Below are 23178 nucleotides of genomic sequence, written 5' to 3'. Positions count from 1 at the left end.
TTAGGGTTTAGTTAGGGTTTAGTTAGGGTTAGTTTAGGTTTAGTATAGGTATAAGCTATACTAAACCTAACTTAAGGCTAAGCTATAGGTAAACAAAAACTAGATTAAGGGATAAGAGGGTAGTAACGCAAATCAACCGTACTTGGAGCGCAATGGCCTAGCGATGAAAGCAAAACCGAAAGGACATTATCCGAAACAGAAAAAGAAGCGACTATGCCATATAATCGAAGTTTGAATAATTGGTCATCGCAAGCGACTCGACTGCACGTACGAAAGTAAAAAATATGCCAGCGAAACCGTATATTCGTATAGTGATGATTAATCTTCTTACTCATTTTGAACGAACTTTTCAAAATCTATAAAATCGACGCCGATGAGGCACAACGTATTCAGCAATCCAAAAACGAAATACACCAGCATGATTTCGAGGAACTCATTATTGGCGTAGCGGGAAGGCTCGAACATTTTATTGACTTTAAAACGAAAACGTATACTGCCCCTTTTATAAGTTTTGTTACGCAGGGCAAAAACCACCGCGTAAAACCTCTTTTAAATAATAATCGTATTGAATTTTGGGTGATTCGTTTCAAGAGCGAATTTATTCCCGAAACTACCTTCCAACTCTACGCTCATTTTCATGAAAACGCAACATTGAGCTTCGCTAGCCCCTACTGCTTCGACAGGTTAACGATCTTGTGTCAGCTCATGCAGCAGGAAACGCTGCAGACGGCTATCGATTATGGTGTCATTAAGCAGCTGTTGAGTACGATTTTTGCGATGATTGAATCTGAACGGAAAAGGCAATTTCCAGATGCACAGCAACAATTAAAAAATCAGGGAACAACTTTCAAGAATTTTCTATCGATCTTAGAAGAGAATTATCGACGACCGGAAGGCGTTAATTTTTATGCGGAGAAGCTTTTTATGTCTGCCCGAAACCTAAATTTAATTTGTCAGAGTATCTTACAACAAAGCGTTTCTGAGATTATTGAAACCAGGAAACTGATTGAAGCAAAAAATCTACTGTTGACAACGAATAAAACGATTTCGGAAATTGGCTTTGAACTGGGCTATCAAGAAAAAGCTTACTTTACCAATGTCTTCAAAAAGAAAGCTGGCATGACGCCTTCTGAATTCAGAAATGAAATTCAGAAGCTTATTTCCGAATAGTACAACAGTTTGACCAGATTATTATACCCCTGCCTCACCCCCAGCTTTTACCTTTGTACAGAAAATTGACGCTATTACAATATATTAAATGCGTAGAAAGGATTTTATTAAAATTATGGCAACATTACCTTTAGTTGGTGCAGCACACCATGTGAGCTCTTTATATAAATTTTCTGGCGAACTCGAAGCAACGGACAAATATCCGGTTCTATTTCTAGGCCATGGAAGTCCGATGAATGCCATTGAAGACAACGAATTTGTGCAGGGATTCAAAAAAATAGGCCAGACTTTCGAGAAGCCTAAGGCAATTCTCGTGGTCTCTGCACACTGGGAAACACGTGGAACATTTGTCACAGCGATGGAACATCCGGCCACCATACATGATTTTGGCGGCTTTCCTCAAGCTTTATTTGATGTGCAATATCCAGCCCCCGGAAGTCCGGCACTCGCTGCAGAAACGCAGCGTATTGTCAGCAAAGCGGATATTCACCTAGACGATAAATGGGGACTGGATCATGGATCTTGGTCAGTTGTTAAACATCTTTATCCCAATGCAGATGTACCCATTATTCAAATGAGCATCGATTATACGAAGCCGGCTGCATACCATTATGAGATTGCACAGCAATTAACCGAGCTACGGAAAAAAGGTGTTCTGATTATCGGCAGCGGAAATATGGTGCACAATCTGCGGATGGTGGCCTGGGACAAGCTGAATACAACTGGTTATGCCTTTGAGTGGGCTACAATAGCCAATGAAAAAATGAAAAAATTAATACAGGACGGCAACCACCAGGCTTTAATTGATTTTAGAAAACAGGGTAAAGAGTTTGACTTGGCAATTCCAACGCCTGAACATTACCTGCCATTAATCTATACGTTGGGCTTACAGGATAAAAATGAAGAACTCTTTCTTTTCAACGACAATTCTGTGGCAGGATCGCTAACGATGACGTCACTGAAAATTGGCTAAACTACCAAATGACAGCGTAACAATACCAAACAAATACAGGCTATTCCATATACCTACAAGCCATTCTGTTGAGCGCTTTGTCTGGATAATGGAATGGCCTGTAGGTATATTAAAAAGCTGGAATTACGACAATCTCGAAATTTCTATGACAAAAATAGCTTTGATTCCAACAGTAGGATCAATAAATTTGTTTGAAACAAAACAATGTACCTCAACTTAACGCATGGCAACAAAACCTGTTATCGAAATTGAATATTGTCCAAAATGCAATTGGATGCTTCGCGCCGCCTATATGGCGCAGGAGTTGCTGAGTTCGTTTACGGAAGATATCCACGGGGTAATGCTCGTTCCCAGCGAAATTGCGGGACGTTATACCGTACGCGTGGCGGACAACGAGATCTTTGATCGAAAAAGAGCCGCTCGTTTCCCCGAGATAAAAGAGCTCAAACAACTGATCCGAGACATTGTCGCACCGGACAAGTCCTTGGGTCATTCAGACAAATCGACTTCATCCCACCTGTAATTTAGCATAAATCGGATTTTGTAGGCTTCTTCTTTTTAGCAACTTTGTATAAATTAAATGAACAATCATGACTATTCAACAAGAAGTGGATTTTCAACGTATCGCCAAGGCGATACATTTCTTACAGGAGAACTTTAAGATACAGCCTACATTGGGTCAGATTGCTTCACATGTTTATATGAGTGAAGCTCATTTTCAACGCATGTTTACCGCTTGGGCAGGAACGAGCCCCAAAAAATTTTTGCAATATGTAAGTATAAATCATGCGAAATCATTGCTCAAGGAAAGTACTATTGCCGAAACGACATTCCAGCTTGGTCTGTCCAGCAGCAGCAGACTTCATGAACTATTTATCAATATCGAGGGAATGACTCCGGCCGAATATAAAAATGAGGGCGCCAATCTTATTATATTGTACGATTATTATGAAAGCTTATTTGGTACCATGCTCATTGCGTCCACACCAAAAGGTGTTTGCCATATTGCCTATGCAGATGATCAGACTCAAGCCCTTGTATCGCTCCAGCAACGATTCCCCAAAGCAACCTATTTTCAACAGGGGAATGGCATGCACGATAGTGCCCTTAAGGCATTAAACCCTCAAAATAAAGATATCCGCCAGGTAAAATTACATTTAAAAGGAACTGACTTTCAATTGAAAGTTTGGGAAGCCTTGTTAAAAATTCCGATGGGTAACTTGAGCACTTATGGTGCTATTGCTTCTCAAATAGGTAACCCAAAAGCCTCCCGCGCCGTTGGTACTGCTATTGGAAGTAATCCTATTGCTTACCTTATCCCCTGCCACCGTGTGATACAAAACAGCGGTATGTTTGGTGGCTATCGATGGGATCCGATGCGAAAGACAGCGATGATCGGATGGGAGAGCTTTCATACAGCTGTTTAGAAAAAAAGATACTAATATGGAACTTTTCGACAATCTCTTCGATGGCAATAGAAATTTACTCCCTTACGACGGTACTGTCAATTATTATGGCAAAATATTATCTGTGCTGGAGGCAAACCGCTATTTTGATAGACTCATGGAGTCAATTGAATGGGTAAACGATCGGGCCGTTATTTTTGGAAATGAAATAATCACCAAACGAAAAGTGGCCTGGTATGGGGATGATGCGTTCGAATATAGTTATTCTAATACCACCAAAAAGGCGCTTCCGTGGACAAAGGAACTTCTTGAGCTGAAAAAAATAGCGGAAAAACAGACACTGGAAACATATAATTCCTGTCTGTTGAATCTTTATCATAATGGCGACGAAGGTATGGCCTGGCACAGTGACGCGGAGAAAGATCTTAAAAAAAATGGGGCAATTGCTTCGCTAAGCTTTGGTGCTGAACGCAAATTTGCTTTTAAGCATAAGACCAGTAAGGAAAAAATAGATATCATTCTAGGACATGGCAGTCTTTTGGTCATGAAAGATCTGACGCAAACCTATTGGCTGCATCGACTTCCACCTACAAAAAAGGCTTTCGGCGCACGGATTAATCTGACATTTAGAACCATCGATCAACCCTAACCCTCGTCGTTAATAATCGTACATACCAGTTACACGTGAGCACGCCCCCCTATTGGTTACATTGGACATAGGGCACAAAATTAGATTCTTCTATTGGGAATCAGGCATCAATCGCGTCAACCTTTTTGAAACATAAAAGCTGACACGAGCGACTGGACTACTATAAGTTGTCCAAACTATTATCTTTAGGGGTATAATCCATAAAAATACCTCCATCCAATGTAATATGCTTGGCTTGTTTAGCAGAGGACCAGGATATCGTTACCTGCTTTTCATTGGGCTGCCAAACCGCTGGTGTTTGATGTCTTGTTTCTATAGATCCATCTGTATAGGTTATCACTACATCAAATGGAATTGCAAATCCGCCCACATTGGAGACGGTGAGGGTATTTTTGCTGCTCAGTCGCTTAAAGCTATCTACCTTAAGATCGATGTAATGATTGCTGAAATACCAATTTTTCCAATACCAGTTTAAATTCTGTCCTGCTCCGGCATTAATGCTATAAAAGAAGTCCCAAGGCGTAGGATGTTTTCCATGCCATAGCCCCATATAATGGTGCAATGCCTTTTTAAACAATTCATCCCCAAGATAATCCCGTAGTGCAATGTAGGATAATGCCGCTTTAATATAGGCATTGTTACCGTAGCCTAAACCACTTAACTGAGAAGTCATGGTAATCAAGGGTTGGTCTTCTTCTGTAGCGGGGTCCAAAATATAGCGCTTTACGCGGGCATCCTTAAAAAGCGCTTTGTTTTTTTCGGCACCTATCTCTGCGTTCCCAATCCAGAATTCCAATGCCGTAGCCCAGCCTTCGTCCATATAACCATACCGCGTCTCATTGATACCCATGTAAAAAGGGAAATAAGTATGGGCAATTTCGTGGTCCGCCGTTTGTCGTGCATCCACAAGATTATCAGGTACGCTCGAATCGTTGATCATCATCGGATATTCCATATCGGCAAATCCCTGAACCGCCGTCATCGTTGGGTAGGGATAGGTGACTCCGGGCCAGTTTTTGGAAAACCAGTCGATACAGTATTGCTGCCAACCAATATAATGTTCAAAATCTGGCGTGCCGGCAACATAGCTGGACTGTACACTGACGCGTTTACTCCCCAGATCTACACTTCCCCCATCCCAGATGTAATTGTCACTCACGCTGAAACAAAAATCAGGGACATAGGTTGCTTTGAATTTCCACGTATTCCACGCTTGTTGTGCTGTCACTTTCCCCGATTTCATTTCCGCATCTGTCGCGATATGTATCGGGGTATCGCTGAGTTTAGATTTTTCGAAACGTTCCAAAACTGGTTTTTGTAGTACATCGGCAGCATTTGTCAATTCACCTGTCGCCCAAACGACAAAGTTCTTAGGAACGGATATCTCAAATTGGTAATCGTTGAACCCATTGTAGAATTCCTGCCGCCCATTGTGTTCCAGGAGATCCCAGCCATTGTAATCGTCATATACAGACACACGTGGATAGGAATAAGCGCAATAGAAGGTAGAGGCATTCAGCAGCCCTTCCCGGTCACTCTCTATAGAAAGCGGATATTCCCAGCTGATATCCAATGTTGCAGTAGTTCCCGGAAGGATTTTCTGTCCAAAATCGGCTAACTTTACAGTTCCCCAATCTTTGCTGTTCACTTCATAAACTTGACCATTCAATTTAAACGACTTAATCTCCAGCCCCGAAGTCAGGTAATCGTCCGAAGCGTACGCCGCACGCACTGCATTGGGTTTATGAACATTATTGACAAATCGAATCGCTATGCTTTTCAGTGTATCTGGACTATTATTGCTGTACAAGATGGTCTCTGTTCCACTTACTATCTTTGTGTCCGGGTCCAATTTTACCCGCACGTCATATTTCCCAAAATTTTGCCAATAATTTTTTCCCGGTAGACCCGTCGTGGTTCGGGTTCCCTTTTCAATCGCTTGCTGAATATTTCTTGGTGTATACAACTCTTGGGCATGAGCCGCCCCTGTCAATAAAAGCAGGGACAATCCGTAATTAAATATCGTACGTCCTATCATATCCTAATTTAAATAATCAAACTAAGATAAATTTGTTGTGATTTGCAAGTTTAATATTCCAGCTTGACAACAAAAATATCCCTATTGCCCCGTTGCTATTGACCATCGTTCACATGGCAAAAAGAAGACAGCTTTCAGCCGCTGGAAAACTTTTTATTTTTTTTAACGTTTATTTTTAAGATAAATTCAAAGGTATGCATCAACTTTTACGTTATAACGACTTCCTCCGACACGCTTTTTTAGGTATGCTTTTAATCTTAATCCCGACACTGCTTCGCGCTCAAACCGATACAAATACAGATTCTATTGCGCAGTATAAAGATCAGCGCGACTCAGCTCTGGCGCGTCAATATGATATTTCTGATCTAATCGGAAGAATTATCCATCCCAAACGAAAGAAGGCCCATGCCAGCAAACGTTCGCCTATTACCTTAATGCCCAATATTGCATACAATCCGACCATTGGTGGTCAGATTGGCGTCAAGGCTGTCGCCGGGAAGATACTCGGAGATCCAAAAACAACGACCATGTCAATTGCCGCGACATCGGCCTCAATCACCACAAAAAATATCATGGTGTTCTATATCAGTCACAATGTGTTTACACCGAACAATAAGTTAAATTTCCAGGGTGCTTTTGCGCTTGTTAAAATGGTCGCTTTAGACGCTGGATTGGGTATGACTCCCCAGGGCAAATGGAACAATGCAGATGAGGAGATCCTTGCCAACCCAGAGCATAAGAAGTATGGGGCAAAATATAATGCATTTACATTTAACGAAAAAGTCTATAAGCGCATTGCCGACAATCTCTTTGTCGGGGCAGGACTGGCTTTTGACCTACGCCGTAAAATAAACAGTAGCGGTCCTAATGGCAACGTTACACCCAATACAATCTATACTGAAAAACACGGCTTCGAACCCGACAGTTACAATTCCAATGGACTCCTGCTCAATATGCAATATATGACAAGGGATAACCCCAATAGGCCTTATAAAGGAATCTATTCCGATATAGGTGTGCGATGGAATACAACGCTGCTGGGCAGTAGCAAAAGTGCTGTGCAGCTTACTACCGACTTCAGAAAGTACTTTAGCTTATCTCCGTCCGACCCTGCCCATGTCCTGGCTTTTTGGTATTGGGGTTCGTACAGACTTGGTGGCACACTTCCCTACTTTGACCTACCTGGAACAGGAAGGGACGTTGCTGTTAGAAGTGGCCGCGGTTATACCATTGGTTACTTCAAAGGAATTTCTTTCGGTTATGCTGAAACAGAATACCGGTTTCCAATTCTCAAGAATCGCTTTCTAAGCGGAGCTGCATTTTTTAACCTACAGACAGCCAGCGATGAACTGGGCACCAAACTTTTTGAACGGTGGCAGCCTGGTGGCGGTGCCGGATTGCGGGTGCTGTTTAATAAAGCAACACGCACAAATCTATGTCTAGATTATGCCTTTGGAAAATATGGCTCCCGAGGATTCTTTTTAGGGCTAAATGAAGCCTTCTAATCCGACCATGAGGGGGTATCCTCATTTACCATAAAATAACTAAATTAGCCGATGTTTTTATTCTTTCCCTTCGCAAAGAGTGACTGAATAGACTTTGACGGTACTTCATCATGAATTTAAAAATCTTTTTTCTATACATTCTATTATTATTGGGTCTTGTTTCGTGTTATCCGGTAAACAGGCCAACAACACTAAAAAGCGATGAAGGAAAGAAAGAACAAGTAGCACCTGCTGTATCTCCAACACTTCCATTGGATACTTCAAGTTACGATAGCCCACTTTTTTCAGATAGAATAAAAGAACAAACGCAGCAGTTATTAAAAATGAACGACGACGGCTTATTTGATAAATTGCATCGGAAGTTATCGGCGACACTAAAGGCGGATCAAAAGGATTATTTTCTTGGGCATCCTAACTTGGTTGTTTTAGCAATCGCTAAAGGGAATATTTTCGATAATGGCCCCGGTGACTTTGGCTATATATTGTACAACAAAGACAGTCATCGTATCGAAATAGTCCTTTTTAATCACAAGAATAAATCATTCGGTACATTTTATAAGGAGTTAAAAGTTGTCAATACCCTTAAAAACCTGGATTGTTCATCCAGCTTGGCATCGCTCGATTATCTCGTTGCTTCAGAACTGATTTATCAAGAGGAGTATATTCGATTAAACAACTCCAATTACCTGATAGACGACAATTCCTTTGCGGTAACTGATGTTTCTACGAATAAAAATTTTGATTTGCGGCGGGGCTGTCTCAACAAAGATTTTACAAAAGCCACGATGGCCAATAGTGTTTGTGTACCAACAAGCGCTGTTTATGCCAATTTTCAATGCCTAAAATACAATAAGAAAAAGCAGATTTTTGAAATTTATTTCAGTCAGGAATTTGCAGACTAAGCCGATCTAACAACGATGAAAAGATATTACATGTTCGCCGCCCTTGGTTTATGCGGAAAATTATATGCTCAGGAAGTAGATACAGCGACGAATAGGCTTGAACAGGTAGAGGTTAAAGCCTACTTCAATAAACAACCGCTACTACGACTGACCTCCTCGGCCGCTGTGCTGAGCCGCCAAATGATCCAATCCCAGCAATCTCCCAGCCTTGTATCGGCATTGAACAGGGTACCAGGATTACGGATGGAAGAACGCTCTCCTGGAAGTTATCGACTTGCACTCCGCGGCAGTATGATCCGTTCACCTTTTGGTGTTCGTAATGTCAAAATCTACTTGGACGACTTTCCTCTTACTGATGCTGGTGGAAATACCTATCTTAATTTGATCGATCCGTATGCATTGGGCCAGATCAATATCTTAAAAGGTCCCGATGGATCGATCTACGGTGCTAATTCGGGTGGTGTAGTCTCTTTATACAGTAAGGGATTTGACCAATCTTCCAAACCGGAAGTCAACCTGCAACTGACCGGCGGCTCTTATGGTCTTTTTCAAGAACAGCTTAACACCATATTACCCTTTAGCCAGACACAGCAGTTAGCCATCAATCAGAGCTGGACCCGAAGTGATGGATATAGACAAAATTCGGCTTTAAACAAAAAGAATATTCAGCTCAATTACAATTGGCAGTACGCCAAAACTTCCGAATTAAAATTCACCGGGTTTTATTCGGATCTTGGCTATCAGACTCCTGGGGGTCTCACCGCCGTACAAATGGGAACTGACCGCAGGCAGGCTAGGCCGAAGGGCGGGCCAAATCCTGGGTCTGTTGAGCAAAAAGCGGCTATCTACGATAAAACGTTCTTTGGTGGACTCAGCAACCAAACGCGTCTCAGCTCTAAAATGACCTTATTTGCCAGTATATTTGGTTCGTCAAATCAGATCAAAAATCCGTTCATCACCAATTACGAGAAACGAGACGAGAAAAACCTGGGAACGCGCTTATATTTATCTTATGCCGATCTATTGGGCAAGGATTTAAAATATGAGCTGCAGCTCGGCCTGGAAGCACAAAAAGGCTGGTATGCTGTTGACAACTATGATAATGAAAAAGGTGTCGCCACCAACCCGCAGGCTAAGGACAAGTTGGATAACAGCCAACAATCATTTTTTGCCCGCACCCAACTGGAATGGCTCGAGCGTCTTCAATTAGAGCTTTCGCTCGGATTAAATGAGAGTAAAATTGGCTACCGACAATATTTTCCTGTTGAACAGGAAGACAAAGCAAACATTGATTTTGGGAGTACCTGGATGCCTAGAGCAGCTTTATCCTATTTAATTACACCCATGTTTGCACTGAGGGCGTCAATCTCCAAAGGGTTCTCTACACCAACTGTTGCGGAGGTCCGTTCATCGGATAATTCAATTAATACGCTACTCAAGCCTGAAACCGGTACGAATCATGAATTGGGGTTGCGCTTGCATTTGTGGAATCGCCGGGTTGTTTTAGATGCTGCGGCCTACACGTATCAAATGGACAACGCCATTATCAGACAGCTCAGGGAAAATGGTGCTGAATATTTCCAAAATGCGGGTAAAATAGACCAAAAGGGGTTAGAAGCATCAATACTGCTCTATTTGATCACACCACAAGTGTCCGGTGTTGTCCGTAGCCTACAGTTCGCCAGTAATTTTTCCTTCAATGATTACAGTTTTAGAACCTATCAGGTGGGCGACAAAAATTATCAGGGTAATAAGCTTCCTGCGGTTCCGAAAACAGTATGGGTGAATTCATTGAATATACTTTTTCCGAATCAATTTCGATTCGACCTTCTGTCTAATCTAACCGCAGCAATACCATTGGATGATGCAAATTCTGTTTATGCCAAACGGTATCATCTTTTGCAGGGCAAATTATCTTGGACAAAATCTGTCGGATCCTGGTATCAAATCAGACTTTTTGGAGGTGCAGACAATCTGCTGAATGAAAAATATAGTCTTGGAAACGATATCAATGCCTTTGGGGGCCGCTATTTTAATCCTGCCCCCTTGCGTAATTATTATGGGGGTATGAGTTTTAACTTTTAATCAAGTCGTATGGAGTTTCATCAGCATGTATTGACCGATATTGATTTCAACAAAGTAAGCCGGCATTCTTATTTTCCTTGGATGGACTTGACACTCTCTCATTTCAAGGTGAATGCACTGGAGATGGAGATCAATCAGGCAACGTTTCGTGTACAGGAAAATTATAACGACTTTGAGGTGATGATTATCCATACCGCTCCGGCGACAGCCGTATTCTGCAACTGTCTCCATACAGGATTTTGTCGTCATCAAAAGGCGGCTTTAAGTAAATTATTCATGCAGGAAAATTGGCTGGCATTCTTTGACGCCAATCGGTACAAAGATCTCCTGAAAAAAGTTGCGGCACAATATGGACTGGAAGATGAACCGGCTCTAGAAAATTATTTTTCTGCGCATATCAAAGCGGGTAAACTGGACTTCTCACTGAAAGACAAACAGTTAACATCCATTGATGACTTCGATCTGGTGGCGGAATCTCTTACCCCGAAAAGCAAAACTCCTATCGAACAGCTGCATTATTTTGTTGTATTAACACGCAATCGGTATTACAAAAATCTGCAGGTGCTCCTCTGTCAGGCTTCATTAACGAAATCCGGAATGCTCAAAAACCCGATTTCTGATGGTGATATCCAAACATGTGTCTGGCGGAGCCGCTCAATAGAGGAAATGCAATTTTACACGGCTGTGCTTCAGCTTTCGCAGGTAGTGCAACAAGATTTGGAAATTATGTCCAGCCTGAAGGCAATTGCAAAAAACCCGCTACGGATGGATTTTTACCTACATGATTATGAACAATATGAAAATATAACAGCCTCCTCCCTATCAGCAGTTCAGCTTAGTCTGAAGAAAGGTGATATTAAGCTCTTTATTACAAAAAAAGGCTCATTTTATGCTATTCAGGGAGAAATTCATATCCATGCCATAGCCTACAGTTTACAGGATTTAGTTATTCTTTTGGATCATTTCATCTTCATCAGAAATCAGCTTTTTCTGATTGAAAATAAGCTTCACCTCAAGTTGATACGTTTGTTTAGCAACAAGGGTGAGCAGTTGTTGATTCATCAGCGGAAATTCAAAGAATTCAACAGCTTATTTTTGGAACCGCTCTCGCATTCGGTGGACTTGCATTTCCGGGATATTCCTAAAGCGAGCAAGCCGCAGTTAAAGGAAACTCTGTATTATCAAGATATGCAACCGATCCTATTTCTTGAAGAGTCAGCCGATTTTGTCAACCTTATTCCAGTAATGCGTTATGGAGAGGTCGAAATTCCTATTTTAAGCAAACGAAACATATTTGGAACGGATAGTAAGGGCAACCAGTTTTTGGTCGATCGGAAGCGCGAATCAGAAACTAACATAATTTCGCTTTTACTGAAGCAACATCCGTATTTTGAGGAACAGATGCACGATGGAAGCTTCCAGCATTTTTATCTCCATCGCCGCTATTTTCTAGATAAAGACTGGTTTTTAGATGCTTTCGATGAATGGCAGCATCACGGTATACAGATCATTGGATTTAATGCCCTTCGGGGGAATAAATTAAGTCGTTTTAAAGGTAAAATACATATCGAGGTACTGAGTGGTCAAAACTGGTTCAATGCCCATATACAGGTTAAATTTGGTCCTAAGAGCGTTTCGCTTAAAAAACTCGAAAAGGCCGTACGGAACCGTTCGCAGTTTATCACGTTAGACGATGGCACCCAGGGAATTTTACCGCAGGAGTGGCTCGATAAATTTGAAGCTTATTTTAATGCCGCCGAAACGATCACGGATGATTTCATTGAAATTCCAAAATATAAATTTAATGAGATTGACCATCTTTTTGAGCAGTCTGAGATAGATCCTACCGTAGTGGCAGAGCTTAGCATGCTGAGAAGTCGACTCACTAATTTTTCTTCGTTCTCCAAACTTCAGATTCCTTCATCCTTTGTTGGAAATCTACGCCCCTATCAGCAAGAGGGAGTACAATGGTTGCATTTTTTGGATGGGCTTAACTTTGGAGGCTGTCTTGCCGATGATATGGGGCTCGGCAAAACTATCCAAATTTTAGCTTTCTTGGCTACTCAAAAAGGACGGGGACAAACTGCAGCAACTTTACTGGTACTTCCCACGACCTTAATCTTCAACTGGCAGCACGAAATTCAGCAATTTCTTCCGTCTTTTGAAACGCTCGTTGTCGATGGTCCAAATAGCCTACAAAAAGCGCGGCAGCCTGAATCCTATGACTTGATTTTAATTTCTTATCACAACCTGTTGACAGCGATCAATATGCTGAAAAAAATAAAGTTCAATTATGTTATATTGGATGAATCGCAGCAAATAAAAAATCCAGATTCTCAGCGTTATAAAACAGTAAACTTACTACAATCAAGAAATCGTATTATTTTGACAGGAACCCCTATCGAAAATAACACAATGGATCTCTATGCGCAGATTTCCTTTATTGTGCCCGGTTTACTAGGAAGTAAAAAGTACTTCAAAGATGTTTACACCACCCCTATAGACGCCTTCCACGACCGCAAGAGAAAAGAAATGCTGAAAGAAAAAGTAAAGCCTTTTATTCTGCGCCGAACAAAGCAGGATGTATTACGTGATCTTCCAGCGAAGAATGAACTGGTTCTTTACTGTGAAATGAAAAGTGCTCAACGGCGAATTTATGATCTTTATGAAAAGGAGTTCCGCGAATTTATCTCGGCCAAAGATGGAGATGAAATCAGAAAAAGCCCTATGCATGTATTGAAAGGTTTAACCAGATTGCGCCAGATATGTAACTCGAGCAAACTGCTCCAAAATGAAGAGCTGACATCCACGGAGGACTCTGCCAAAATTGAAATGCTTATGGAGCAGATTGTGCATAAAAAAGAGCAGCATAAAATGATCGTATTTTCACAATTCGTAACGATGCTCAACCTGATTAAAGAGGCTTTGGATAAACGGGGTATCCGTTCATTGATGCTCACAGGGAAATCCAAAAATCGAGGTCAGCTGGTTAGCGATTTCCAGTACAATAAGGATATACCTGTTTTTCTGGTGAGCCTGAAAGCAGGGGGCACTGGACTCAATCTTGTCGCTGCCGATGTGGTGTATCTGGTGGATCCTTGGTGGAATCCTGCAGTCGAACAACAGGCCATTGACAGGATTTATCGCATGGGGCAGCAAAAAACGGTAACTGCAGTTCGGTTAATCAGCCCGAATACCGTTGAAGATAAAATTCAGACCTTACAGCAGCATAAAAAGGAAATAAGCAAAAGTATTCTGGATGAAGGCGGCAGCTTGGATACCTTTTATCTGGATAAAAGCTATTTAATGGAGTTGCTGCGATAACTTTGGCTTTCATGTGTTATCTTAAACGCTTTTGTTAATTTATCCGCTTTCTTTATCGTATATCACACAGCAACGAACTAGCTATTAACGCGCCGTAGCCATCATTCTACGATCTGTTTTCTGTACTTCGAATCGATTATATATTTTACTCCTCTGGCATCTACAAATACAGGTTTGCCGAGGTATTGCTCGTCTGTACGTCGATCGATAGCGACGCGATACCTAGTGGTTGAGCTGGAGGAACTATAGGTGATATTTTCAACTGATTTTGCGGGGCTACTGATTACTTCCGAACCTTCATATACTTGGTCACTCACCCTACCTTTAAAACGCTTTTTGTCGGTTGCACTTATTGTTTTATCGTGATTTTCAGTATCATCCTCGTGAATTACATTAAGATTCCCCCTGTCGACTTGTGGGTTTAAAGGAAAGAATGGATCTAACCAGCGATATACTCCATGAAATTCAGGTACTGAGTTATAAAAAGCATGCATCTGTTGCGCTATTACACTATGGATTCCGCCTACTACAATCAGCACCAACAGTAAGCAACGTCTAAAGATTATTAATTCAACTCCTAACATATCTCTTTTTTCTTTCGTTGAATTACGTCCAAATAAAATGCCATCCCCCCCTTAGCGCCTCATGTTTAACACATTTTTAACTAAAGGAAATTTCACTTTCTAGTTCCCATGTAATTAAAAAGGCCTTACAGATTCTGTTGTCGGAGTTAACTGATATATATTTCAGTTATATACTTGAATACGATACGATCGGAGATTGCGTACTTATCAAAGAGAATACGGAGATCATCATATAACGTTTTATTTTTGTCTTGTTCTTTTGGGAAATAGGAGGATGAACGCACTCTTCCCAAAAAAGATCGGAGGTCTAAGATCTGTTGATTTGGCAAAGTTATCTTTTTCATTGCCCGGGTTCCAAAAAAGTGTTTAAGATCGTCATCACCAATATTTTTGTGGCTGACCGGCTGATAACTGGGGATATGACTGCGTAAAAAATGTTCATACTCTTGCTGAAAGGCATCCGTGGGATCGCGCTGGTTCCAGACGATTACCATATGTCCATTTTCAGTAAGAATACGGTCAAACTCTTTTCGACAGGCCTGCCGGTCGAACCAATGGAACGATTGTCCGGCAAAAATAAGATCAACACATCCGGACTCAATGGTCGTGTCTTCGGCGGTGGCATTCACTGCAATTAGATTCCTATAGGTTTTAAAATGATGCAACAAAGATTCACGCATTTCACGATTGGGTTCTACGGCAAAAACGTCATTTCCATTTTCGAGAAAGAGTTGGGTAGAGAGCCCGGTGCCGCTGCCAATATCGGCAACCAACCATTTCTTATGTAACCCGATCTGTTCTTTTAGCACCTGAATAATCTCCTTGGGGTAATTAGGTCTAAATTTTTCATAATCGACAACCCTGTCTGTGAATCTATCAATACTGTTTTTGTCCATACTAAGCATACTATAACTAGTCGATGATACCCTCATCTTTAAAACTGTAATATCCGTTATCGGTAAAGATTAAATGATCGGCAACTCTAATATCCATAATTTTAGAGGCTTCGACAATTTTTTGCGTCAGGATTTTGTCAGCATTGCTCGGATACAAAGTACCTGAAGGATGGTTGTGAATAAGTATAATGGCGTGTGCTTTGAGGCTGATTGCCGTTCGTAAGATTATTCGGACATCAACTGGCGTAAAATCATTACCGCCACGGCCAATGAGCTGCTTGTCCAATATTTTATATGCGGTATTCAAATACATTGTCCAAAATTCCTCATGCGGGAGGTCTTGTAATATTGGTTTCATAAGGGTATATACATAGCGACTACTGGTCACCTGTTTACGCTCTTCGGCGGGCAGTTCGTTTTTGCGACGAGCGAGCTCCAAGGCGGCAAGAATGGAAATGGCTTTTGCTTCTCCTATGCCTCTATACCTGCTCAGTTCTGCGACATCCATTGTGGAAAGTGTCTGCAGGCTGTTATTGGCATCAGCTAATATACGCCGACACAATTCTACGGCACTTTCATTTTTGGATCCAGAGCCAATCAAGATCGCTAATAATTCGGCATCTGTAAGTGCCCTACGACCTTGCTTCAAAAGTTTCTCCCTCGGGCGATCGGCCTCAGCCCAATCCCGAATGACTAGTTTGTACGAGTTTGGCATTTGCAGTTAAGTTATAAAAGGCTAGCGTACATAAATATACAAAAAAAGCTACTTAATATCCTGAGAAATAAACAATCTATCAATTAAAAAAAATTGGCAATAGGGATTTACTTCACATTTCACTCTGAAACGTTATCTTTGTACTTCATAAAAATTTTTTGAATATGAGTAAAGCGATCATTAAAACAGAAAAAGGCGACATGACTGTGGAGTTCTACACAGCTGATGCTCCAAATACAGTAGCCAATTTTATTAAACTTGCTAAATCAGGATATTATGATGGATTAGCATTTCACCGCGTGATTCCTGATTTCGTGATCCAGGGTGGTTGTCCAAATTCACGAGAAGGTGCCGCAGGCACACCGGGAACAGGTGGTCCTGGTTATAAAATTGACTGTGAACTGACTGGCGAAAACCAATATCACGATAGAGGTGTATTATCTATGGCTCACGCTGGCCGTAATACAGGAGGTTCTCAATTTTTCATCTGCCATAGCCGCAATAACACTGCTCACCTGGATCGTAACCATACCTGTTTTGGAAAGGTAACTGAGAATGTGGATATTGTTGACGATATCAGACAGGGTGACCGTATCTTATCAATTGAAGTTATCGAAGATTAATTCTTGGAGATTTAAATATAGTTAAAATGAATTTAAGAGCATTAGTATCCGTAACTGGTAAACCAGGATTGTTCAAATTGGTTGGACAAAATAAAGGAGGTTTTATTTTAGAAACCCTTGATCAGGCAAAAATTAAAACTGTAGTCAGTTTATCTTCGACAAAAATGGCTACTTTGGAAGACATCACAATTTATGGTGAAGAAGAAGAAATTCGGTTATTGAATATTTTTGAAACGATCAAAGAGAAAGGAATTGCTTTACCGGATACAAAATCAGATGGCGAAACGTTGAGAAATTTCTTCCGTGAAGTAGCTCCCGGCCATGATGAATCACGTGTCTATTCATCGGATATTAAAAAGGTGATTACTTGGTATAATATTATCAAAGAATTTCCTTTATTTGAAGAAGAAGCTCCTGCTCCTTTAATGTAGATTTTACCTAAATCAAATAAAAAAACGGAGTTGATTATTGATCAACTCCGTTTTTTTATTTGACGTACTAATGAAACACGACATCTAGCACCCTTTGTTCGACGCTATTTTGATCACTGGGGCCATCAGCCCTGGTACGCATTTTTGTCACTTCAAATTCTTTGGGTCCAAATTGCTTTTCAACGACAGCTGTTGTTGTAAAACGCAGTAGTGAATTCTCGTCATCCTTAAGATAGGCATCAATTTCGAGAATCCCTTCGTTTTCATCAAACACATAAGGATGCAGCCTATTAATTCCTTTTGGAATCCGTGGACTTTTCCAAATGACAAATTTAGGAAGTGCTTTATCCTTCGGATCAATTTTATTGTAAATGGCCTGTTGGCAGGTAATGCCGGCAATTACTTTTGTTTTCCCCGTTTTGTCGATCATATAGTCTTTGGGATTTATTCGTATCTGCACTTTGGCAAACCCATGGGAAATTCCCTCTGGAAAGTTAAGGGAAATATTAATATCCTCATTTTCTCGATTTGCTAAAAAGCCTTCTCCTGTACCTTTACTGTAATTCACATAATTTTGCAACTGATAGGTTAAACCTTCAGCAATGGATTTTGCTTGTTGTTGATCAAATCTAATTTCCATCTTGCGTAAGGGAACAAGCATAAGTTCCATGCGTTGGAGGGGATTTCCTATATCAAAGCTATCTGCCTCCTTTTTTTGGGATTCGGGCAGTGCGGATATCGTTTTCCACAGAACGGCAGGTGAGCTCTCTTTATTCAGATTCATCAACCTGAGGAGTTCAGCAAAAGGCATATTCGGAAAGGTAACTTTTTGTTCGATTACCGCAGCATTGATACGTTTTGAAGAACGGATGTCAGTTGTTGTATTGGATTCTTCGTGTAATTTAACTTCTTTGGGGGTAGAAGATTGACAATTACAAAAAAGTAGTGATAGGCCAAATAAAGGGAGAGATAGGGCGTACTTTATTAGATATTTTATCATATCTATTTTTGTTTAAATGTATTTTGTACAAATTTACCTTATTTGCTGCATATATCACAAAAAAGCTCCAGATATTATTTCTGGAGCTTTTTTTCTTCGATTTGCCACTCGGGCTCATCAGGTTATTTAATGTCCTTTTGGTTCGGCGTCGATACGTTTAATATCTGCACCTAATTTCCGTAAGCGCTCTTCGATATCTTGATAGCCGCGTTCAATTTGTTCGATGTTGTGGATCACAGACTTTCCTTTTGCCGATAAGGCTGCAATGAGTAGGGATACTCCGGCACGGATATCAGGGGAAGTCATTTCAATACCTCTCAGGTAATGTGATTTGTTCAATCCAATAACCGTGGCGCGATGTGGGTCACACAAAATAATCTGAGCCCCCATATCAATCAATTTGTCCACGAAGAACAAACGGCTCTCGAACATTTTTTGGTGGATCAATACATTTCCTTTTGCCTGCGTTGCTACCACGAGCACTATACTCAATAAATCTGGCGTAAAACCTGGCCAGGGTGCATCCGAAATCGTCAGAATAGATCCATCTATAAATGTATCAATCTCATAGGAGTCTTGTGCAGGAATAAAAATATCGTCACCACGTAATTCAAACTTGATACCCAAGCGCGAAAATACAGATGGGATAACACCAAGTTCTTCAAAACAGACGTCCTTAATTGTAATTTCCGAACCTGTCATTGCTGCCAATCCGATGAAGGAACCTATTTCAATCATATCGGGCAACATACGGTGTGAAGTACCGCCAAGACGTTCTACACCTTCTATGGTCAACAAATTAGATCCAATACCGGATATTTTTGCTCCCATGCGGTTTAGCATCTTACATAATTGCTGTAAATAAGGCTCACAAGCTGCATTGTATATCGTTGTTGTGCCTTTGGCCAATACAGCAGCCATTACAATGTTGGCAGTACCGGTCACTGAAGCCTCGTCCAATAGGATATAGCTGCCTTTTAGCGCTGTTGCATCAACATTAAAAAAATGATTGGTAGGATCGTAAATGAATTTAGCCCCCAATTTTTCAAAGCCCAAAAAATGTGTATCCAATCGTCTACGGCCAATTTTATCACCACCCGGTTTTGGGATAGCTGCCTTGCCGAATCGAGCCAACAAAGGGCCAACAATCATGATAGAGCCCCGCAACCCCCCTCCTTTTTCTTTAAATTCGGGCGATTGAAAATAGTCTATATTTATATCTTTCGCTTCAAAAACATAGGTATCCTTATCAATGCGATTGATTTTAACACCTAACGCTCCTAACAGATCAATCAACTTATTGACATCTTTAATATCTGGAATATTACTGATGGTCATGGGTTCTTCTGTCAGTAAAACTGCAGAAAGAATCTGTAAGGCCTCATTTTTTGCTCCTTGAGGAATAATCTCTCCCTTTAACGGTTTTCCACCGATTATTTCAAATGCGTTCATTTATTCTATAAGTGATATCTTCTTAATACATACTCTCCGCTTGTATTTCCCTTGGGTATTTGGTTTATTGTTCCAAAACAGCGCGTTTTTTAAAAAAAGCAGGCAATTGTAAAGAAATCTATTAATCACTTCGCAATTGCCTGCTTCTTTGAACAATCTTTAAGAACTAGCCTCGTTTGTTATTATAGTTACCCTGTGGCTTTCTGTTTCTGTTATTATTATTACTTCCGTAACTATTGTTATTGTTACTTCCGTAGCTATTACTGTTGCTTCCGTAGTTGTTGCGCTTGGTATTATTGTTATTGTTGTTTGCCATACGAGGCTTACCACCACCTTTCGACTGATGGCCGGAATTATTGTTATTGTTGTTGTTGTTATTTCCGCCCGAGTTACTATTGGCCGGACCTTTAACACGATTTCCCGGAGGCGGCGTTTTAAAGTCAAGTTTCGTCAAAACAGTACCTTCTGGTAAGGTCAATTGGTAACCCGACAGCTCTTTGAGATCCTGAATGATCAATTCATCCGAAACAGAATCTTTATTCCAGGTCAGGTAAGCCATTTTCATAAAATTGGCAATACCGATAACCATCTGCTCCCTTTTGGCTTCGTCATTGGCCAACAGTGCCTTTTCAATCATTTTCTCTACCGTAAAACCGTAATGTTTGAATCGGATGGAATGCTGTGGATAGCCGAGGTGCTCCACTTCGTGTTTCACGCTTTTGGCAGTAGCAATTGGATAAGGCGAGTCGATATCCAATTTAAAATCAGAAATAATCTGTAGGTGGTCCCACAGCTTATGTTTAAAATCAGACACATCTCTCAGATGTGGATTTAATACCCCCATCATATCGATTACAATTTGTGCGTGTTTATTTCTTTCTTCCTTTGTGGGTAAAGTACAGATGTAATCTACCATATTTTGCACATTGCGACCATATTCTGCAAGGATCAATTTTGGTCTAGTGCTGTTGTAGTCAAAGTTCATATAGCTAATATAAGTACCTAAGTAAACGATCAAGATGTCGTTTTGGTATTTTATTATTGAATTATTCTAAGTTTTGCAAATTTAAGCAACAATTGTTTCTGTCCCAACTCTTTAAAGAAAATAGTTGCTTTTATATCTCCTTTGTTTCCTTCGAGATTAACAACTTTCCCAAATCCGAAGCGTTCATGTTCAACTTCCATGCCGACTTGAAGGTTTGATGTATCTGAAGGAGCAAAACCCGCAGTAGGTTTGTGGGCTTTTGGCAGTATTGACGTCGTCTTCACCATCGGCTTAGGCTTAGGTTTAGAAAATGTGTCATCACTGTCCTTTTGTTGCCATGCAATTCGTTCGCCTTGAAAACTTCCGGCTGAGGCAGAAGTTTGTCGTGGTTTAAAATCCAATGCAAGACATGCCGGATTCAATTCATCCAAGAAGCGACTGGGTTCGCAATTATTGAGCGTTCCCCAACGATATCGCGAAGTAGCATACGAAAGTAGTAATTTTTTTTCAGCTCTCGTAACAGCGACATAAAAAAGTCTTCGTTCTTCCTCCAATTCCGACCTGGAATTCAAAGATAACTGCGACGGAAATAAGTTTTCCTCCAAACCAACAATAAAGACAATCGGAAACTCCAGCCCTTTAGAAGAGTGGATGGTCATTAAAGACACGGTATCAGCGTTTGGATCTTTATCGTTATCGTCGTTGGTCAACAAAGCGATATCCTGCATATAAACGTCCAGTCCGCGCTCTTCAATATCCTCTCGCTCCGAAAATTCCTTAATACCATTGAGGAGTTCCTGGATATTTTCGTAGCGCGCCAATCCTTCTACGGACTTATCTTCATACAATTCCTTTAGAATACCACAGTGCTGAGCAATGTGCATGGCCGTATCAAAAGCGCTATTGTTCTTAGCCAAAGCCTGAAAACTCTGTATCATCTGTGCAAAACCACCAACAGAGGTTGCACTACGTCCATCAAGAAACTGAGCCGCATTGGCAACAACATCCCAGATTCGGTATTGATTCTGATCTGCTGCGATCATAATCTTCTCGATTGTCGTATCTCCGATCCCGCGACGCGGATAATTGATAACGCGCTTTAATGCTTCCTCGTCGTTTGGATTAAAGGTGAGCCTGAAATAGGCGATCAGATCTTTAATTTCTTTCCGTTGATAGAACGAGGTACCGCCATATATTTTATAGGGAATATTAATTTTGCGTAAGGCCTCCTCCATTGCCCTGGATTGGGCATTGGTACGGTAAAGAATAGCAAAATCTTTATAATTAAGACCCTTTATCGATTTCTCTTCAATGATCAGATCGGCTACGATTTTACCTTCCTCATTGTCAGAGAACGCACGTGAAACCTTGATTTTCTCGCCTTCTTCGTTATCAGAAAAGACATTTTTCTCCAATTGATTCTGATTGTTGGCGATCACCGAGTTAGCCGCATTTACGATCATTTTAGTGGATCGATAATTCTGTTCCAGTTTAAAGATCTTTACATCTGGATAATCCTTTTGGAAATTCAGGATGTTCTGAATATTTGCGCCACGGAATGCGTAGATGGACTGCGCATCATCCCCTACGACACAGATATTTTCATTTACTGCTGCCAGACGCTTGACAATGAGGTATTGTGAAAAGTTCGTATCCTGATACTCGTCGACCATCAGATAACGAAACTGGTGCTGATATTTATGCAGTACCTCTGGATGCTTATTGAGCAAGACATTTGTCTTGAACAGCAAATCGTCAAAATCCATGGCACCTGCACGGTAGCAGCGTTGGGCATAGGTCATATAAATTTGTCCCAATTGCCCACGACCATTTGAAATATCTTCGGCCAAGATGGCTTCATTCTTATTATATTCCTGCGGTGATATCAGGTTGTTTTTTGCCTGCGAGATACGACCGTATACATGATTGACATTATACAGCTTATCATCGAGATTCATTTCTTTTAGGATGGCACGCAACAAGCTTTTGGTATCGTCGGTATCGTAGATTGTAAAGTTTCTGGGATACCCGATCAATTCAGCTTCTACCCGGAGTATTTTTGCAAATACGGAGTGGAATGTTCCCATCCAAATATTTTTCGCTTCGCTCCCAACGACAGAAACGATACGCGCGCGCATCTCTTTGGCTGCCTTGTTGGTAAATGTCAACACCAAGATATTGAATGGATCAACACCTTTTCGAATCAAGTGTGCTACACGATAGGTAATCACCCGTGTTTTTCCTGAACCAGCTCCTGCAACAATCATCACAGGACCTTCTGTTTGCTCTACGGCTCCTCGTTGTGAAGGGTTTAAACCCGCTAAATAATCCAAATTAACTCCTTAAATTTTAAAACCTGAGAATAGGGTATAAAAGTACAAATTTCCTGTCGATCCCTCGGGCTATCCTGCTAATATTTTTACACAAAAAAAACCGATAA

Annotated in this window: 19 protein-coding genes; 11 read left to right on the top strand and 8 right to left on the bottom strand. The window is 41.0% G+C overall.

Annotation, left to right across the window (positions count from 1 at the left end):
- Positions 1-336: 336 nt before the first annotated feature.
- The 5 genes from B3E00_RS12150 (at position 337) to B3E00_RS12130 (ending at position 4198) form a co-directional block, all read left to right on the top strand.
- On the top strand, positions 337-1170 hold the full coding sequence (locus tag B3E00_RS12150; RefSeq protein WP_209578769.1) for a helix-turn-helix transcriptional regulator: 834 nt from the start codon (positions 337-339) through the stop codon (positions 1168-1170).
- A 115-nt stretch (positions 1171-1285) separates the two neighbouring features.
- Positions 1286-2143 (top strand): 4,5-DOPA dioxygenase extradiol, encoded by an 858-nt coding sequence (gene ygiD, locus B3E00_RS12145; RefSeq protein ID WP_209578770.1) that lies wholly within the window; start codon positions 1286-1288, stop codon positions 2141-2143.
- Between the two features lie 223 nt (positions 2144-2366).
- The gene (locus B3E00_RS12140) at positions 2367-2666 is read left to right on the top strand and encodes a SelT/SelW/SelH family protein (RefSeq protein WP_209578771.1); all 300 of its coding nucleotides are present in this window, start codon (positions 2367-2369) and stop codon (positions 2664-2666) included.
- A gap of 67 nt (positions 2667-2733) precedes the next feature.
- The gene (locus tag B3E00_RS12135) at positions 2734-3570 is read left to right on the top strand and encodes a methylated-DNA--[protein]-cysteine S-methyltransferase (RefSeq protein WP_209578772.1); all 837 of its coding nucleotides are present in this window, start codon (positions 2734-2736) and stop codon (positions 3568-3570) included.
- Between the two features lie 16 nt (positions 3571-3586).
- Positions 3587-4198, top strand: coding sequence for an alpha-ketoglutarate-dependent dioxygenase AlkB family protein (locus B3E00_RS12130; protein WP_209578773.1), 612 nt, complete (start codon positions 3587-3589; stop codon positions 4196-4198).
- Positions 4199-4358: 160 nt separating this feature from the next.
- Here the strand turns inward: B3E00_RS12130 and B3E00_RS12125 are convergent, their stop codons facing one another.
- Entirely contained in the window at positions 4359-6236 is a 1878-nt protein-coding gene (locus tag B3E00_RS12125) for a M1 family metallopeptidase (protein ID WP_209578774.1), read from the bottom strand.
- Positions 6237-6430: 194 nt separating this feature from the next.
- On the opposite strand from B3E00_RS12125, the gene B3E00_RS12120 reads away from it, so the two are divergent.
- From B3E00_RS12120 to B3E00_RS12105, 4 genes are all read left to right on the top strand, one after another.
- Positions 6431-7741 (top strand): BamA/TamA family outer membrane protein, encoded by a 1311-nt coding sequence (locus B3E00_RS12120; RefSeq protein ID WP_293938552.1) that lies wholly within the window; start codon positions 6431-6433, stop codon positions 7739-7741.
- 110 nt (positions 7742-7851) lie between these two features.
- The gene (locus tag B3E00_RS12115) at positions 7852-8643 is read left to right on the top strand and encodes a hypothetical protein (RefSeq protein ID WP_209578775.1); all 792 of its coding nucleotides are present in this window, start codon (positions 7852-7854) and stop codon (positions 8641-8643) included.
- 15 nt (positions 8644-8658) lie between these two features.
- The gene (locus tag B3E00_RS12110) at positions 8659-10728 is read left to right on the top strand and encodes a TonB-dependent receptor (RefSeq protein WP_293938549.1); all 2070 of its coding nucleotides are present in this window, start codon (positions 8659-8661) and stop codon (positions 10726-10728) included.
- A gap of 9 nt (positions 10729-10737) precedes the next feature.
- Positions 10738-14052: a DEAD/DEAH box helicase gene (locus B3E00_RS12105; protein WP_209578777.1), complete on the top strand. Its 3315-nt coding sequence runs from the start codon at positions 10738-10740 to the stop codon at positions 14050-14052.
- Positions 14053-14153: 101 nt separating this feature from the next.
- On the opposite strand, the gene B3E00_RS12100 is transcribed toward B3E00_RS12105, so the two are convergent.
- The 3 genes from B3E00_RS12100 to radC form a co-directional block, all read right to left on the bottom strand.
- Complete coding sequence (locus B3E00_RS12100; RefSeq protein WP_209578778.1) at positions 14154-14636, bottom strand: hypothetical protein; 483 nt, start codon at positions 14634-14636, stop codon at positions 14154-14156.
- 146 nt (positions 14637-14782) lie between these two features.
- Entirely contained in the window at positions 14783-15532 is a 750-nt protein-coding gene (locus tag B3E00_RS12095) for a class I SAM-dependent methyltransferase (RefSeq protein ID WP_209578779.1), read from the bottom strand.
- A 16-nt stretch (positions 15533-15548) separates the two neighbouring features.
- The gene (radC, locus tag B3E00_RS12090; protein WP_209578780.1) at positions 15549-16247 is read right to left on the bottom strand and encodes a RadC family protein; all 699 of its coding nucleotides are present in this window, start codon (positions 16245-16247) and stop codon (positions 15549-15551) included.
- Between the two features lie 164 nt (positions 16248-16411).
- On the opposite strand from radC, the gene B3E00_RS12085 reads away from it, so the two are divergent.
- Positions 16412-16870, top strand: coding sequence for a peptidylprolyl isomerase (locus B3E00_RS12085; RefSeq protein ID WP_209578781.1), 459 nt, complete (start codon positions 16412-16414; stop codon positions 16868-16870).
- Positions 16871-16896: 26 nt separating this feature from the next.
- Positions 16897-17301, top strand: a complete 405-nt coding sequence (locus B3E00_RS12080) for a DUF5606 domain-containing protein (RefSeq protein ID WP_209578782.1) — start codon at positions 16897-16899, stop codon at positions 17299-17301.
- A gap of 67 nt (positions 17302-17368) precedes the next feature.
- On the opposite strand, the gene B3E00_RS12075 is transcribed toward B3E00_RS12080, so the two are convergent.
- From B3E00_RS12075 to B3E00_RS12060, 4 genes are all read right to left on the bottom strand, one after another.
- Complete coding sequence (locus B3E00_RS12075; RefSeq protein ID WP_209578783.1) at positions 17369-18301, bottom strand: hypothetical protein; 933 nt, start codon at positions 18299-18301, stop codon at positions 17369-17371.
- A 126-nt stretch (positions 18302-18427) separates the two neighbouring features.
- Positions 18428-19753 (bottom strand): UDP-N-acetylglucosamine 1-carboxyvinyltransferase, encoded by a 1326-nt coding sequence (murA, locus tag B3E00_RS12070; protein WP_209578784.1) that lies wholly within the window; start codon positions 19751-19753, stop codon positions 18428-18430.
- A 166-nt stretch (positions 19754-19919) separates the two neighbouring features.
- Positions 19920-20738: a DUF4290 domain-containing protein gene (locus tag B3E00_RS12065; RefSeq protein WP_209578785.1), complete on the bottom strand. Its 819-nt coding sequence runs from the start codon at positions 20736-20738 to the stop codon at positions 19920-19922.
- Between the two features lie 53 nt (positions 20739-20791).
- Complete coding sequence (locus tag B3E00_RS12060; protein WP_209578786.1) at positions 20792-23071, bottom strand: ATP-dependent helicase; 2280 nt, start codon at positions 23069-23071, stop codon at positions 20792-20794.
- Positions 23072-23178 lie beyond the last annotated feature (107 nt).

Source organism: Sphingobacterium sp. UBA5996 (assembly GCF_002429765.1).
Taxonomy (GTDB): Bacteria; Bacteroidota; Bacteroidia; order Sphingobacteriales; family Sphingobacteriaceae; genus Sphingobacterium.
This window is presented reverse-complemented; position numbering and strand designations above follow the sequence as displayed.